This is a genomic window from Palleronia sp. THAF1 (assembly GCF_009363795.1).
Classification (GTDB): domain Bacteria; phylum Pseudomonadota; class Alphaproteobacteria; order Rhodobacterales; family Rhodobacteraceae; genus Palleronia.
Genome location: NZ_CP045420.1, coordinates 2835656 through 2850601, shown reverse-complemented (window position 1 = coordinate 2850601; position 14946 = coordinate 2835656). Strand labels below are relative to the sequence as shown.

The 14946-nt window shown below is 63.3% G+C and carries 19 protein-coding genes; 5 read left to right on the top strand and 14 right to left on the bottom strand.

The window, feature by feature from the left end:
- Positions 1-43: 43 nt before the first annotated feature.
- Positions 44-370 carry a heat shock protein HspQ gene (gene hspQ / locus FIU81_RS14270; protein WP_124110412.1) on the top strand — a complete coding sequence of 109 codons (327 nt, stop codon included), beginning with the start codon at positions 44-46 and terminating at the stop codon, positions 368-370.
- Here hspQ and FIU81_RS14265 read toward each other — a convergent pair.
- The 4 genes from FIU81_RS14265 to FIU81_RS14250 all read right to left on the bottom strand — a co-directional run bounded on the left by FIU81_RS14265 (position 367) and on the right by FIU81_RS14250 (position 3238).
- On the bottom strand, positions 367-753 hold the full coding sequence (locus FIU81_RS14265; protein ID WP_124110413.1) for a rhodanese-like domain-containing protein: 387 nt from the start codon (positions 751-753) through the stop codon (positions 367-369). The two genes, hspQ and FIU81_RS14265, sit on opposite strands and share 4 nt — an antisense overlap.
- Positions 754-764: 11 nt before the next feature.
- Entirely contained in the window at positions 765-2339 is a 1575-nt protein-coding gene (locus FIU81_RS14260; protein WP_124110414.1) for a gamma-glutamyltransferase family protein, read from the bottom strand.
- Between the two features lie 67 nt (positions 2340-2406).
- Entirely contained in the window at positions 2407-2895 is a 489-nt protein-coding gene (locus FIU81_RS14255; RefSeq protein ID WP_172971483.1) for an ATP-binding protein, read from the bottom strand.
- Positions 2885-3238, bottom strand: a complete 354-nt coding sequence (locus FIU81_RS14250) for an STAS domain-containing protein (RefSeq protein ID WP_124110416.1) — start codon at positions 3236-3238, stop codon at positions 2885-2887. The genes FIU81_RS14255 and FIU81_RS14250 overlap by 11 nt, the downstream gene beginning before the upstream one ends.
- An 84-nt stretch (positions 3239-3322) precedes the next feature.
- On the opposite strand from FIU81_RS14250, the gene FIU81_RS14245 reads away from it, so the two are divergent.
- Positions 3323-3778 carry a GAF domain-containing protein gene (locus FIU81_RS14245; RefSeq protein ID WP_124110417.1) on the top strand — a complete coding sequence of 152 codons (456 nt, stop codon included), beginning with the start codon at positions 3323-3325 and terminating at the stop codon, positions 3776-3778.
- Positions 3756-4415, top strand: coding sequence for an RluA family pseudouridine synthase (locus tag FIU81_RS14240; protein WP_124110418.1), 660 nt, complete (start codon positions 3756-3758; stop codon positions 4413-4415). The genes FIU81_RS14245 and FIU81_RS14240 overlap by 23 nt, the downstream gene beginning before the upstream one ends.
- Positions 4416-4418: 3 nt before the next feature.
- Here the strand turns inward: FIU81_RS14240 and FIU81_RS14235 are convergent, their stop codons facing one another.
- On the bottom strand, positions 4419-5009 hold the full coding sequence (locus tag FIU81_RS14235) for an alpha/beta hydrolase (RefSeq protein WP_124110419.1): 591 nt from the start codon (positions 5007-5009) through the stop codon (positions 4419-4421).
- An 18-nt stretch (positions 5010-5027) separates the two neighbouring features.
- Positions 5028-5933 (bottom strand): VOC family protein, encoded by a 906-nt coding sequence (locus tag FIU81_RS14230; RefSeq protein ID WP_124110420.1) that lies wholly within the window; start codon positions 5931-5933, stop codon positions 5028-5030.
- A 216-nt stretch (positions 5934-6149) separates the two neighbouring features.
- Here FIU81_RS14230 and FIU81_RS14225 point away from each other — a divergent pair, with 216 nt between their 5' ends.
- Positions 6150-6803, top strand: a complete 654-nt coding sequence (locus tag FIU81_RS14225) for a peroxiredoxin (protein ID WP_124110421.1) — start codon at positions 6150-6152, stop codon at positions 6801-6803.
- Between the two features lie 102 nt (positions 6804-6905).
- The gene (locus tag FIU81_RS14220; RefSeq protein ID WP_124110422.1) at positions 6906-7805 is read left to right on the top strand and encodes a DMT family transporter; all 900 of its coding nucleotides are present in this window, start codon (positions 6906-6908) and stop codon (positions 7803-7805) included.
- Here the strand turns inward: FIU81_RS14220 and FIU81_RS14215 are convergent.
- From FIU81_RS14215 to FIU81_RS14180, 8 genes are all read right to left on the bottom strand, one after another.
- Positions 7777-8895, bottom strand: coding sequence for a transporter substrate-binding domain-containing protein (locus FIU81_RS14215; protein ID WP_124110423.1), 1119 nt, complete (start codon positions 8893-8895; stop codon positions 7777-7779). The two genes, FIU81_RS14220 and FIU81_RS14215, sit on opposite strands and share 29 nt — an antisense overlap.
- 32 nt (positions 8896-8927) lie before the next feature.
- Complete coding sequence (locus FIU81_RS14210) at positions 8928-9023, bottom strand: DUF2474 family protein (protein ID WP_124110424.1); 96 nt, start codon at positions 9021-9023, stop codon at positions 8928-8930.
- Positions 9023-10054 (bottom strand): cytochrome d ubiquinol oxidase subunit II, encoded by a 1032-nt coding sequence (cydB, locus tag FIU81_RS14205; RefSeq protein ID WP_124110425.1) that lies wholly within the window; start codon positions 10052-10054, stop codon positions 9023-9025. Before cydB ends, FIU81_RS14210 begins: the two co-directional genes overlap by 1 nt.
- 9 nt (positions 10055-10063) lie before the next feature.
- Complete coding sequence (locus FIU81_RS14200) at positions 10064-11479, bottom strand: cytochrome ubiquinol oxidase subunit I (protein ID WP_124110426.1); 1416 nt, start codon at positions 11477-11479, stop codon at positions 10064-10066.
- 159 nt (positions 11480-11638) lie between these two features.
- Positions 11639-12229, bottom strand: a complete 591-nt coding sequence (locus FIU81_RS14195; RefSeq protein WP_124110427.1) for a L,D-transpeptidase — start codon at positions 12227-12229, stop codon at positions 11639-11641.
- A 98-nt stretch (positions 12230-12327) separates the two neighbouring features.
- Positions 12328-13071 (bottom strand): glycosyltransferase family 25 protein, encoded by a 744-nt coding sequence (locus tag FIU81_RS14190; RefSeq protein WP_124110428.1) that lies wholly within the window; start codon positions 13069-13071, stop codon positions 12328-12330.
- Positions 13068-14114 (bottom strand): glycosyltransferase, encoded by a 1047-nt coding sequence (locus tag FIU81_RS14185; protein ID WP_124110429.1) that lies wholly within the window; start codon positions 14112-14114, stop codon positions 13068-13070. The genes FIU81_RS14190 and FIU81_RS14185 overlap by 4 nt, the downstream gene beginning before the upstream one ends.
- Positions 14115-14117: 3 nt before the next feature.
- A complete protein-coding gene (locus FIU81_RS14180; protein ID WP_124110430.1) occupies positions 14118-14927 on the bottom strand; it encodes an FkbM family methyltransferase in 810 nt (269 codons plus the stop codon).
- Positions 14928-14946 lie beyond the last annotated feature (19 nt).

The window sequence follows — 14946 nt, the reverse complement described above, 5'->3', positions numbered from 1 at the left end:
CAGGTTTCTACATCTTAAATCACGTTTATTGGGGGAATCCGCCATGCTGAAGACCCGCGCACGGTATCATCTCGGGCAGATCGTCCGCCATCGCAAGCACCCTTTCCGGGGGGTGGTCTTCGACGTGGACCCCACATTCTCGAACACCGAGGAGTGGTACGAGTCGATCCCGGAAGAAGCGCGCCCGGCCCGCGATCAGCCGTTCTACCACCTGTTGGCCGAGAACGATCAAAGCTATTACGTCGCCTATGTGTCCGAGCAGAACCTTGAAGCCGACTATTCCGGGGAGCCTGTGGGCCACCCCGACCTTGAAGACTTCTTCGGAGAAATACAGGACGGCAGCTATCCGCTGCACTTCCAACTGAACTAGTCCTGCTCGACCGGTAGGCCGCGGTCCTTCCAGCCACCGAACCCCTCATCCATCTCGGCCACATTGGTCACCCCCATGTCCTGTAGCGTCGCTGCGGCCAAGGCGGACCGCATTGCACCTGCGCAGAACAGGATCAGGGTCTTGTCGGTCGCGAAGGCCGGTTTGTGATAGGGGCTTTCCGGGTCCACCCAGAACTCCAGCATGCCGCGTGGGGCATGAATGGCGCCTGGCACGCGCCCTTCGCGCTGCAACTCGCGCACGTCGCGAATGTCGATCAGCAGCGCGTCGCCCGCATCCGCCATGGCGCGGGCCTGATCGGGCGGCAGCGTCGTGATGCGCGCCTTGGCCTGCGCGACAAGCTCGGACACGGGTGTGATCGCCATGGTCTGCTCCCTCAATAGCCCAACGCACATCCGTCCTTGCGCGGGTCGGACCCACCTTCCAGCACGCCGTTGTCGTGTATCTGGATCGCCTGCGCACCGCCGATGGCCTTCTCCGGCACGCTGACCGAATGCCCCATGTCGGCCAGTTCCTGACGGACCTGCGCGGCGTACCCACGCTCGACGGTCAGCGTTCCGGCGTCCGAGAAGCTGCGCGGCGAGTCGATGGCCTCTTGGGGTGACATGCCGAAATCTGCGATGTTCGACAGGAAATGCGCGTGGCCCGCAGGCTGGTAGGCCCCGCCCATGACACCGAAGGGCATCACGGCCTTGCCATCGACCTTCAGCATGGCGGGGATGATCGTGTGCATCGGACGCTTGTTAGGACCGGCCTCGTTCGCGTGGCCGTCCTCCAGGCTGAAACCGGCGCCCCGGTTCTGGAACAGGATGCCGAACTTGTCGGATGCGATGCCCGATCCGAACCCGTGGAAGATCGAGTAGATCAGCGACACCGCCATGCGATCCTTGTCCACGACGGTGATGTAGATCGTGTCCTTGTGGACCGCACCCGACAAGGCGCTCGGATCGCCCATGGCGCGCTTCGGGTCGATCAACGCTGCCAGCGCTTCGGCGGTGTCGGCCGACAGCATGTGTTCCAGCCGGGTGACGTGGTCTTCGTCTGACAGGAAGCGGTTGCGGGCGTCGTAGGCCAGCTTGGCGGCTTCGGCTTCGATATGGGCGCGCATGGTGCCCACGGGATCCATCGAGGCGATGTCGAAGTGCGACAGGATGTTGGTCATCAGGATCGCGGTCGCGCCTTGGCCATTGGGCGGATGTTCGACCAGTTCATAGCCGCCGTAATGGCCGGAGACGGGTGTGCCGTAGGTGGCTTCGGTCGCCGCGAAATCGGCCAGCGAATGCGTGCCCCCGGCGGCGTTCAGACAGGCGACCATGTCCTCTGCGATCTCGCCCTCATAGAACGCGCTGCGACCCTGTTCGGCCACGCGGCGTAGCACTTCGGCCTGCATCGGCGCGCGGAACATCGTTCCCGGCGCGGGCGCCTTGCCGTCGGGCAGGTAGACCCGCCGAGCGGCACCGGACAGCGTTCCAGCGTCGAGCGCCCAATCGAAGGCGACGCGGTCGGACACGGGGATGCCTTCCTCGGCGTAGTGGATTGTTGGGGCGAGCAGATCCGGCAGTCCAAGCTTTCCGTAGTCTTCCGACATGCGGCAGAAGGCGTCGATCGCGCCCGGAACGGTGACGGCCGCGCCGTGGCGCAGGGGCATCTGGCGGTGGCCATCTGCGCGCAGCTTGGCCGCGTCCATTGCCGTCGGCGCGCGGCCCGACCCGTTCACGGCGACCACGTCTTTGCCGGGCTGCGAGATCAGCGCGAAGCAATCGCCGCCGATCCCGGTCATCTGGGGCTCTGCGATCCCCAGCAGCACAGCGCCCGCAATGGCCGCGTCGACCGCGTTGCCGCCCGCTTCCAGTGTCTGAACGGCGACCTTCGCGGCCAAGGGATGAGAGGTCGCGCACATGCCGTTGGAGGCGTAGACGGGCGACCGGCCCGGCAGGTGAAAATCACGCATGTTGGTAAGTCCCATCGTTGATCGCGGCCACGCTAGGGGCGGTGCGAACGGATGGAAAGGGCACAGCCTAGCTAAGCGTGAGCTTTCGGTGCAGCGAGATTTCCAGCGTCAGAATATTGCGCGCGTCCAAGCGCGTGTAAGAGATCTCTCGGCACAGCGAATGGATCAGATGCCAGCCGAACCCGCCTTCTGGCAGCGCGCTGGGCACTGGCGGATCGCGGCCATCCAGCAGGTGCGTCGGCACCGACGGTCCATTATCCAGCACTTCGCAGGCGACGGAATCCGTGGCGATGACCACGCGCAGTTCCACGATACCGGATGCATCTCCCGGATAGGCATGCTCACCTACGTTGTTCAAAACTTCTGCCAGGACGAGTTCGATCGTATCGCAGTCATCCTGTGCCACGTCGAAGCCGCGCAGGGCATCGGTTGTCGTCTTCAGGGCGGCGCGCACCGCGAAGGGATCGCTTGGGTAGAGGACCCGCAGCTCTCGTCTTCCATCGGGGCGACACAGGGTTTCGCCTGTGATCTGGGGCGCTATCCGTTCAACTGGCATGGCTGGTCTCTGGCTGCGGCGGCGACACGTCGCTGGCGCTGGCATGGATGGTGAAGAAGTTTTCCATGCGCGTCAGTTTGAAGACCTTGGCCACCGCCGGCGTCAAATCCGCGATCTCAAGCCGACGGGCGGGGGCGAGGAGTTTCATCGCGCCGATCACCGCCCCTAGCCCAGAGGAATCAAGGAACTGCACTCCGCCCATATCAAGAATCACGCGAGCCGGGGCATCGATGGGCAGGTCGCGCATCGCATCCTTGAACTGCACGGCGACAGCGGCATCCAGCCGGTCTTCCATGGGGCGAACCATAAGAACATTGTCGCGGGTCTGCATGTCGATCTGCATCGGACACCTCTGTTATCAGCGCATGGCCACCGTGACACACCGATGCTAATAGCCGCTTAAAAGGTAGCATTGTCGGGAAATAGGATGGCACTGACAGACACCGCGCTGGCCGACCGCATCGCGGCGCTGACGGACGGAGAGAGCGACCCCGTGGCCCTGATGGCCACCGTCGCATGCGAATTGCACCACTCGGACCCGCGCTGCGATTGGACCGGCTTCTACCGTGTTGTCGCGCCTGACCTGTTGAAGATCGGACCATATCAAGGCGGTCACGGCTGTCTGACGATCCCGTTTGATCGGGGCGTCTGCGGTGCGGCCGCGCGCACGGGCGAAACCCAGCTTGTCGCGGATGTGGACGCCTTTCCGGGCCATATCGCCTGCGCATCTTCGACTCGGTCCGAGATCGTTGTGCCGGTGCGCGATGCCTCTGGCGAGCTGATCGCGGTGTTGGATATCGATAGCGATCAGCCGGACGCGTTCGATGCCGCCGACGTGGATGCTCTGGAACGGATCGTGCATGCCACCTTTGCCCGCGCCTGACTACGATCCGCCCAGCGGCCCGGTTCCGATCCTGCATCAGGACGATGATCTGCTGGTGGTGAACAAGCCTGCGGGGCTGTTGTCGGTGCCGGGGAAGGGGCCGCAACTGGCCGATTGCGTAATCGCGCGGCTACTTGCGGATGACCCGCGCGTGTTGCTTGTCCATCGTCTGGACCGCGACACCTCTGGCGTGATGGTCTTCGCGCGCACCCTCAACGCACAACGCCATCTGGGTCTGCAATTCGAAAAGAAGGTGACACGCAAAGCCTATGTCGCGCGGGTTGCCGGGGTGGTGGCGCAGGACGCGGGGCAGGTGGATCTGCCGCTCTGCGTCGATTGGGAAAACCGCCCCCTGCAGCACGTGAACTACGAGAAAGGCCGCGCCGCCCAGACCGATTGGGAGGTGCTGGAGCGCCTTGGGGCAGAGACCCGGATGCGCCTGCGTCCGCTGACGGGCCGGTCGCATCAGTTGCGGGTTCATATGCAGCAGCTTGGGCACCCGATCCTTGGGGACACGCTATATGCCAATGGCGACGACCGCGCCCACCCGCGCCTTATGCTGCACGCACAAACGCTGGAGCTGCGCCACCCGACCGGCGGCGCATGGCATCGCTTCGACGCGCGGGTACCATTCTAGTCGCTAAACCAGAAAGTCGCGGATCGCGTCGATCTCGGATTGCTGAACCTCATGGCCGCCGGGGTGCCACGCCAGCAGGCAATCGGCCTTTTGATCGGTGAACCACTCTGCCAGCGCCTGCGTCTGTGGTGCCGGGCAAATCGGATCGTTCTGGCCTGCGGTGATCAGGACGCGCATCATCGCCATCTTGGGCTGCGGTTGTGGCTGCCAAGGGATAAGCGGGTGCATCAGCACCAGCGCGTCGAACAGGTCTGGATGCGCCATCGCGGTGGCACACAGGATATTCGCGCCGTTGGAGTAACCGATGCCGGTGGCGTGGGTCGCCCCGGTGCGGTCGCGCTCTGCCTGAACGAACTTCGCCATCGCCGCGACGCGCGCGGCAAGGTCGTCCATGTCGTAAACGCCTTCGCCTGTACGGCGGAAAAAGCGCGCCGCACCGCCTTCGTCCACGTCACCCTCTGGGCTGACGACGTGATGTTCGGGCAGGAACTGCTGGGCGACGCCGTGTAGTTGCGCAGCCTGCGCCCCGGTTCCGTGGAAGGTGAACGCAATTTTCGGGGCGCTGCCGTCGTGGCGCAAGGCTTCATAGGTCATACTGCCGTCCTAGCGCGCCTAGCCCAGCGGCACGAGATGTTTCTCAAGCCGATCCCGCAGATGCTCGTGCTGGTCGGGCAGCTTCAACGCCTGACCCAACGTCTCGCGCGGCTCATCGGCGTCGAAACCGGGCTCGTTGGTGGCGACTTCGAACAGGATGCCGCCGGGGGTGCGAAAGTAGATGGCCCAGAAGTAGTCGCGGTCGATCTGCGGCGTGACCTGAAAGCCATGCTCTGCCAGCGCTGTCTGCACCTCTTTCTGCGCGGCACGGTTATCGACGGCGAAGGCGATGTGATGCACCGACCCGGCGCTTTGACCGGCGGCAGGCATGTCAGGCGCGGCGACCACGTCGATCAGATTGGCCGTCCCGCCTTCACGGATCAGTCGGGTGGTATCGCCGTCGCGCGCCTGTTCCGTGTAGCCCATGAAGCGCAGCAACTCGACCGTGGGCGCGGCGTCGGCCACGCGCAACGTCGCGGAGTGAAAGCCACGGATCGCGTTCTCGGCGTCGATGGTGGCGGCATATGGCGTGCGCGGATCGTCATCCTCGACCAGCGCGAACACATCGCCATCGGGCGCTTCTGTGCGCACCGATGCCGCACCGAAGCGATCTTCGACGACCTGCGTTCCAAGCCGATCCGCCCAGAACCCGGCGGCACCGTGCGGGATCGCCAAGCGCACTTCGCCGACCTCTCCAGTGCCGCGCTTGCCGGGGCGGGCGTCTGGGAAGGGGAAGTAGGTCATCGCTGTGCCTGGCGTGCCGACCGTATCGCCATAGTACAGGTGGTACACATCGGGCGCGTCGAAGTTCACGGTCTTCTTCACGCGCCGCATCCCCAGCGTTTCCGTCCAGAAGCGGTCGATGGCGCGCGGGTCGGACCCGATTGTGGTGACGTGGTGCAATCCGTTGATCTGGGTCAGCATGGCATCCTCCTTATGTTGAGCCGCTAGATAGAGCGTGCGAGCCATCCACGAAACGCCCGCCCACAAACCAAATCTGTGCGTCCGCGCACGATTGCAAACGCGCGTCCCACGTGGCGCGGATTAGGGCGAACGCCGTCCTGTTTTCTGTTCTGGTGCCTTTGAACCCATGCGTTCGTGATTACTTGTCCTCTCAAGAGACAACCGAAGGAGAGTCCCATGGCCCTGCGCCTCAACGACACCGCCCCCGACTTCACCGCCGATTCCACCGAAGGCGAGATCAGCTTTCACGACTGGATCGGCGACGGCTACGCGATCCTGTTCAGCCATCCCAAGGACTTCACGCCCGTTTGCACGACAGAACTGGGCATGATGGCGGGCATGGCCGAGGAATTCTCCAAGCGGAACGCCAAGATCATCGGCGTTTCTGTTGATCCGGTGGAAGACCACCACAAATGGAAGTCCGACATCGCGACCTTCACCGGCAATGAGGTCTCTTACCCCATGATCGGCGACCCCGAGATGAAAGTGGCCAAGCTCTACGATATGCTGCCCGCTTCCGAAGAGCGCACGGACGGCCGCACGCCTGCCGACAACGCGACAGTTCGGACGGTGTTCATCATCGGGCCGGACAAGAAGGTGAAGCTGTCGATGACCTACCCGATGACCACGGGCCGCAACTTCGATGAGATCCTGCGCGCGCTGGACTCGATCCAACTGACGGCGAAGCACAAGGTTGCGACGCCCGCGGGTTGGAGCCAAGGCGGCGACGTCATCATCACCGGTGGTGTCTCTGACGACGAGGCGCGAGACAAGTTCGGCGATTTCGACCAGAAGCTGCCCTACATCCGCACGACGAAGCAGCCGAGCTGACGCTTCGGCTTCACAGTTCTTCAAATACCTTCCCCGAAGGGCCGGGTCGCCACCGCGCGATCCGGCCTTTTTCGTGCGCCTCCGATGGGATAGCGCCGATGCATGAGACAGGACAACGACATCAAGGGCATCACCATCGCGCTGATCGGCGCGCTCGTGATCGTGCCCGACACGCTGCTGATGCGGATTTCCGGTTTGGACGCCGCGCAGATGGTGGCATGGCGGGGGCTGCTTCAATCCTGTGTGCTTGCGCTGGCGTGGATCATCGTTTCGCGGACCAAGCGTCGCGATCTGGCGGCGCTGATGACGTTGGGCGGCGTTACGACGATCCTGTTGAGCGCCGCCAATGCCGGGTTGTTCGCCACTGGCATCGCGATCGCTCCGGTGTCCGTCGTGCTATTCGCCGTCGCCTGCACGCCACTGATCGCCGCGCTGTTGGGCGCGGCCTTTCTGGGCGACCGCATCAAGCCCAGAACCCTGATCGCTGCTGTCGTCGTCCTTGGCGGGATCGGTCTGTCGGTCTGGGGAGAGGGCGGTGGCGGGTCGAACGCCGTTCTGGGCGCACTTTGCGGGCTGGTCGTCGCGGTGTCACTGTCGGGCACCTTCACCATTTACCGCGCACGACCCGATCTGCCGGTGCTGCTGACCGTCGGCCTCGGCGCGCTGATCGCGGGATCGACCGGCTGGTCGCTGGCCGGACCATTGACGCAGACAGACGGCTATCTGCCCGCGATCTGGGTCACGGGCATCTGCATCCTTCCGGTGTCCTTCACCTGCTTCAACCTTGCCTCCCGCTTCACCGTTGCCGCCAATGTCAGCCTTGTGTTGCTGCTGGAAACGGTACTTGGTCCCATCGTCGTGTGGTGGGGCGTCGGAGAGGCCGTTGGCCCCCGCGGCTTGATCGGCGGGGCCATCGTGGTTGTGACGCTGGCGATCTACCTGTGGGATCAGCGCCGCCGTGCATTGCGCGACGTCAGTTCGTCCCCAAATAGCGCCGCGTAAGGGCACCCCACTCGGGGCTGCGCACATAGGATAGCAACGCGCGGTTCAGCGGCTCACGTAGGTCATCGCCCTCTGGCAGAGCGACGCCGTAGTCCTGACGGCCGACGTTATCGTCAAGGATGCGAACCTGTCCCTGATAGTCTTGATCGGCCGTGAACAGCATCAGCGGGCGGTCGTGAACGAAGGCGTCGATATCACCCGCCAGAAGAGCGTTGAAGCCTGCGTTGACGGTCTCGAACCCCTGACTGTCGATGCGCCGCTCGGTCAACTCTGTCTGGCCCGCGCTGTCCGCGACCACGCCCACGCGCACGCTGTCCAGATCTTGAAGGCCGCCGACGCGCCCGCCGAGCTGACCGACCGTCAGCGACGCAGCAATGGCGGCAGTGAAGCTGGCGACAATGATCATCGCGGTGAACATCCAGATGAAACCGACGATACGTCCGCCCAGTGTGCGTGGGCTTTTGTCGCCGTAGCCCACGGTGGTCATTGTTACCGCGGCCCACCAGAAGCCGTCTCCCAAGCCCTTTGCCGGGGCCTTGGGGAATTCTTCGTTTTTTCCCCGCTCGAAAAACCACATGGCCGCGCCTGCGATCAACAAGACAGCGGATAGGCTGGCGAGCACGGTCAGAAATTGCCACGAAAAGAAGTTTGCCGCGACGCGCAGCCAGCCGCCCGACGCGCCGGGATCGACCGCGATACCAAGGCCTGTTGAATAGTAGGGGAACGAAAAATCAAGCCGCCCCTCGCGTTCGGGCGTGATCGTCAGCGCAGCGACGGCGGCGTCGAAGCGGCCATCGGTGGTGCCTTCGATCATGTCGGCCAGCGACGCCTCTTCCAAAGTGTAATCAAGGTCCAGCTCGTCGGCGAGCGCGGCCCACATCTCGATGGCGATGCCGGTCCATTCGTTGTCGGGGCCGCGAAAGGCGAAGGGCGGGGCCTCTCGGGTGGCGACGGTCAGCGTGCCACTCAAGGCGGCCTCCTCTGTCGCGTCGCCGATGGCGGGCTGGCTTGTGGCAGGCGTGTCTTCCTGCGCGTGAAGAGGGGCGGCCAACAGGGCCAGTGCGGCGAGGCGGATCAGAAAATGCTTCATCCGCGGCCAGATAGGCTCGCAACGTGCCTTGTCTACAAGATCATGGACCGGATGCCGTAGGCGACGATGCCCAACGCCGTGACGCTCAGCACCCAGATCGCTACGAACCAAGCTACCCGGCGCAGCATCAGTGGTAGCCTTCACCGTGCTCCAGCTTCCCGCGGAACACCCAGTAAGCATAGATGGTGTAGGCCAAGATGATCGGTATCAGGATGATTGCGCCCACGAACATGAAAAGCTGCGATTTGAACGGGCTCGCAGCCTCGAACATCGTGACCTCGGTGGGGATGATGTAAGGCCACATGCACACGCCAAGGCCAAGGAAGCACAGCCCGAACAGACCCAGCGTCAGCACGAAGGGCATCCAGTCGTTCGCCTCGTTATACAACTCTCGGCCCAGCATGAACACAAAGCCGATGACGAGCGCGGGGATCGGCAGAACTTGCAGGATCGACGGCCATGCGAACCAGCGCTGGAAATACTCCTGCTCCAGAAACGGCGTCCACAGGGACACGATGCCGATGAAGGCGACGGTGACGAAACCCAGCATTCGCGCGATATATCGGGACTGCTCGCGCATGTAGCCGGTCGTGCGCCAGTTCAGCCAGCACGCGCCCAGAAGACCGTAGCCGAAGATCACCGCAACGCCGCAGGTGACCGAGAACGGCGTCAGCCAGTCCAGCCAGCCGCCGCCATAGGCGCGGCCGTCGACCTCTATCCCCTGAAGCAAAGCGCCCAGAATGATCCCTTGGCTGAGCGCAGCAACGGTCGAGCCGCCGATGAACGCCCAGTCCCAGAATCGACGGGAGAAATCCGAGGCTGCCTTCCAGCGAAACTCGAACGCCACCCCACGGAACACAAGCGCCAGAAGCATCGCGATGATCGGCGGATAAAGCGCAGGCATAATGATCGCGTAGGCCATGGGAAAAGCGGCAAATAGTCCGCCGCCGCCCAGCACCAGCCACGTCTCGTTGCCGTCCCAGACGGGTGCGACCGTGTTCATCATCAGGTCGCGGTCTTCCTTCGCGGGGAAGGCGGGGTACAGGATGCCGATGCCCAGATCGAACCCGTCGAGGATGACGTAGACGTAGACGGCAAACGCCAGAAGGATGGCCCACGCGATGGTCAGGTCGATGCTGATGCCCAGTCCGATGTCCATATCTCGATCCTATTCCGCAGGCTGCGTTGCGGGCAGGCTGCCCGGCGTGATGCCACCCGTTCGGATCGGGCCGCTGTCGTCGGTTTCTTTCTCACCGACGTCCGGCGCGCGGCTCATCAGTTTCAGCAGGTACAGGATGCCTGCGCCGAACACCGCGAAGTAGATGGCGATGAAGATCAGAAGCGACGTACCGACGGCAGAGGCGGCGATGGGCGACACGGATTCAGACGTGCGCATCACGCCGTAGACGGTGTAGGGCTGGCGCCCCACCTCTGTCGTAATCCAGCCCGCGATCACCGCGACCAGACCGGACGGCGCCATCAGCACACCCGCGCGGTGCAGCCACTTGTCTTCATACAGACGCCCTTTGTAGCGCGCCCAAAGCGACCAGAACCCGACGGCCACCATCAGGAAGCCGATCCCGACCATGATGCGGAACGAGTAGAACACGATGGCGACCGGCGGCTGTTCGTCGATCGGCACGGTATCAAGCCCGTCCATGGACGCGCTCAGGCCCTTTTCCAGGATCGGACCGCCAAGGCGTGGGATCGAAAGCTCGTAGCGCATTTCCTGCGCCTCTTGGTCCGGGATGCCGAACAAGATCAGGGGAATACCGTCCTCGCTGCTTTCAAAGTGACCTTCCATCGCCAGCACCTTGGTCGGCTGATGCTCATAGGTGTTCATGCCCTGCAGGTGGCCCGCGCCGATCTGCAACGGGGCCACGATCGCGGCCATCCACATCGCCATCGAGAACATGCGCCGCACGGCGATGTTGTCGCGCTTGCCCCGCAGCAGGTGCCACGCGCCCACGCCACCGACCACAAAGGCTGTGCCCAGATAGGCAGCCGTCAGGGTGTGCAGCAGGCGGTAGGGGAAGGACGGGTTGAAGATGATCTTCATCCAGTCGTCGGGCAGGAACTGGCCGTTCTCGCCCATCACGTAGCCCGCAGGCGTGTGCATCCACGAATTGACCGATAGGATCCACGTGGCAGAAATCGCCGTGCCGACGGCCACCATCAGACAGGCAACCATGTGCAGCGTGGGGCCGACCTTGTCGCGTCCGAAGAGCATGATGCCAAGAAACCCGGCCTCCAGGAAGAAGGCGGTCAGAACCTCATAAGCCATCAGCGGTCCGATCACCGGCCCCGCGCGGTCAGAGAACACGGACCAGTTGGTGCCGAACTGGTAGGACATCACGATACCCGACACGACGCCCATCGCGAAAGAGATGGCGAAGATCTTCACCCAGTATTTGAACAGGCGGTAGTAAACACGCTCTCCGGTTTTCAGCCAAATGCCGTTCAGGACGGCAAGGAAGCTTGCCAATCCGATGGTAAATGCCGGGAAGATGAAGTGGAATGCGACGGTGAAGGCGAACTGGATCCGGGCCAGCACCAATGCGTCCAATCCAAGAAACGTGTCCATTCGCCTACCTTTCGTCGGTGTCGGGATGGAAATAAGCGCTTTTGCGTCGGAATGCACCCGCTCTGCACAGCCGCAGTGTCGCAGTTCGGGCGCTAACACATGAAAAAGGCGCCGCTCTGCGAGCGACGCCTTCAGCGTATCAGAAACCGAGACGGTCGTTCAGACCATCTTGGGATACAGCACCACACGGGTGTTCATCGGAACCTGCTCATACAGCAGTTTCACATGCTCGTTGGTCAGGCCCGCACAGCCGTTCGAAACCGCGCGGCCGATGGTGTTCACGTCAGCCGTGCCATGGATGCGCAGGAACGTGTCGCCGCGGCCTTCCTGGAACAGATACAGCGCACGCGCGCCCAGGGGGTTGCCGGGGCCGCCGGGCATGCCGTCTTCGTATTGCTTATATTTCTCCGGCTCGCGCGCGATCATGTCGGGCGTCGGCGTCCAGGAAGGCCACTCTTTCTTCGCACCCACGAAGTACTGTCCGGGTTCATACAGGCCTGCGCGCCCCACGCGGATGCCGTAGCGCCACGCCTGACGGTTCGGCAGCGTCCAGAACAGCTGGAAGTGATCGGGGAAAACGTGCACTTCGTTCGCGGGTAGGGCATAGCGCAGCTGCACGAACTTGGGCTGCAGGTGTGGCGGCAAGCCAGAGCTCGCCGGTGCCGCGTCCTGCGCGAAGGCGGCGGGGCCGCCTACCAAAGCCGCACCGAAAGCGGCAAGGCCGGTGGTAATGAAGTCTCTTCTATCCATGCGATTCGGTCCTTCGGAAGTCGATCATTTGGTAATTAGGATAGTGCAGTCGCGCGCGGAAGTATCGCGGCTGACGAAGTATTTATCAGGCCTTCCGGTCAAAGGCCCTTCTGGTGCCGAAACGCGATGATCTTGTCGGTCCAGAGGCGTCTTTGTTTGGCCAGCCCATAGGTCGCCGTGCGCTCGACTTTGTCGGTGCGACGGCTCTTGCTGTCGATATCGCTGGGGTGGTCCCCCGCGCGGATCAGGGGGGGCCAGATCGAAAGGCCACCGTCCGTGCGGGTCTGCCAGTAGCGCAGCTGGTTGTCCGCAGGACAGAACAAGCGCGCGGCATCGGCAACGAACGTCTTTGCTGCGGGCCGCGTCCACAGGATCGCGGTGGCGAGCATCGGAAAGTAATGCGCGCGCAGGATGGCGTGGCCTTCGACTGACGCGATCTCTGTGCTGATCTTGTTCTTGTGCGCGCCAAGGTTCGCGATCTGCCAGTCGAGCGCGCTTTCGGCCATCAGCCATTCGCACACCGTGGTCAGCGTCGGGCCATCGGCAATCAGGGTGAAATCGTCTTCCAGGATCAGGCCGTGGCTGGCCCCGCTGTGCAGGAAGGTTTCTGCGGCACGCGCGTGGCTAAGGTGGCACGCGATCTCCGCGCCCGTCATCGACCGGCCCATGTAGCGGCGACAGGCGGCATCATCGTATTGCGGGAAATCAGACGTCGGCTTGCCGCGCCCGTCCACCGCAGGCACTCGAGACCACTTCATCCCGATCCTGTCCAACTGGCTGGCGGCTGTGGCCAGTCGCGCGTCGGAGCCGTCAAGGTTGATGAGAAACGCTTCCAAGCTCATCGAAGGGCCCTTGCTTCACTTGGTGTCATGGCGAACAGGCGCATATATTCGTCGACAATGGCGTCCTCGGTAAACATCTGCTGCAGTCGCTCTGTCGCCGAAGCCGCGTGGCGCTGTGCGCGTGCCGGGTCGTCCAGAAGAGCCTGCAGGGCGGTCACGGTCGCGTCTATGTCATCGATATCCACCATCGGCCCATCGACACCGTCGCGCATGAACCACGATGGCCCCTCGCACCGGGTCGAGATGGCCGGTACGCCAGCTTGCCAGGCCTCCAACAGGATATTGCCAAGCGGCTCGTGGCGCGAGGGCAGAAGGAACAGGTTTCCGGCGGCGATGTAATGGATCGTCTCGTCCACCCAGCCGATGAAACGGGTGCGGTCGGCGATGCCAAGTTCGCGGGCAAGAGCCTCCAGTGCAGCGCGCTCTTGACCGTCACCGATCAGCCACAGCCACAGGCCGGGAATGCGGGCGGCGGCGCGGATCGCAATGTCCATGCCCTTTCGCGGCACGAATCGCCCGCCGGTGACCAAGAGCGGCACATCTTCGGGCGTATCGTGGTCGGCACGAGACACAGGCCGGGGCGTCACCGGCTTGGGAAAATTCGACACCACCGTGCGCCCGCCGCTCCAGCCCAGATCATCCAGCCGTTGCGCGATGCCGGGGACATTGCCGACCACGACATCACAGTTGTCAAAATGTTTGAGGTTTGCGGGGTAGTCTCCCAGCCGACACAGGCGCACACCATCATGCGACGGTGGCAGAGCCTGCGCGGCGCGGTGCATCCAGGCCATCACCGCATCCGGCTGCCAGTCACGGCAGGTCTTGCGAATATGGGCGCGCACGAGGGAGCGCATCGGCGACAACCGCTGGAAGTTGCTGTGACGCACCGGGCCGAGCGCGGCAATCGCGTCGCCCCAACTGCGGTTGGGGCGGATGACGAACCGCTGTTCGACTCCTCGCTTGTCAAAAGCGGTGGCAAGGTTCACGAAAAACCGCTCTGCGCCGCCTTCTTTGCCGAAATGGATGTGCAGGACGCGCGTCACAGATCAGGTCGCGCCTGGGCGTCCGTAAAGCGCCGTCACGCGCCCGAACTGCGCGGCAACCAAGCGGAAACCGTGGTCGACGAGCGCGGTGTTCGTCTCGACGAATGTGTGCTGCTTGTCGGGGCCGCGCTCATATCCGCAATCGACCGCGACCCAGTCGATATGCGCGAGGCTGTCTTTCGCGCCTTCCAGCACCTCTGGCTCTGCGCCTTCGGCTTCCAGCTTGAAGATCACGGGACCGTCAGCGGTGGACAGATCCACGGCATCATCCAACCGCACGACCTCCAATTTGGCAGTCTGCGTGCTGCCCTCGAACGCGATCAGCGAACTGTCGGCGCTGTCGGGGCTGCTATGAAATTGCAGCGTCGTCGTCTCGTTCCACAGGCCTTTGCGATGGCAGGTGTCGGCCCCGTCGAACACGTTCAGATCGACGCAACGCGCTTCCAAATCCTCAGGCTCGAACGGAATATAGGAGAAGCCGCGCACCTTGGCCCACAGGCCCAGCTCTCCCACATTCGCGCCGCAGTCGATGAAGGTGCCGCCGCGCAGGTCCGTCAGCCGATCCAGGTGATACTCGTGAGCCAAAAAATCGACTCGGTTCATGATGCCGTTCTTGTATCGGTTGTGGCGCGGACGGCGGCAGAAATAAATCCGGTCGAACTTATCCTGAGCGATCAGGATGCCTTCCGGCTCGCTCGGCACGGAGGACACATAATGCTGCTTGCCGCGGTAGCGACCGCGCAAATTGGTCCACGCGACGAACCGATCCTCCGGCAGCGTTTTCTCGAGGTCCTTAAAAATACGAACACGCATTCTGCGAGCCCCTTTATGT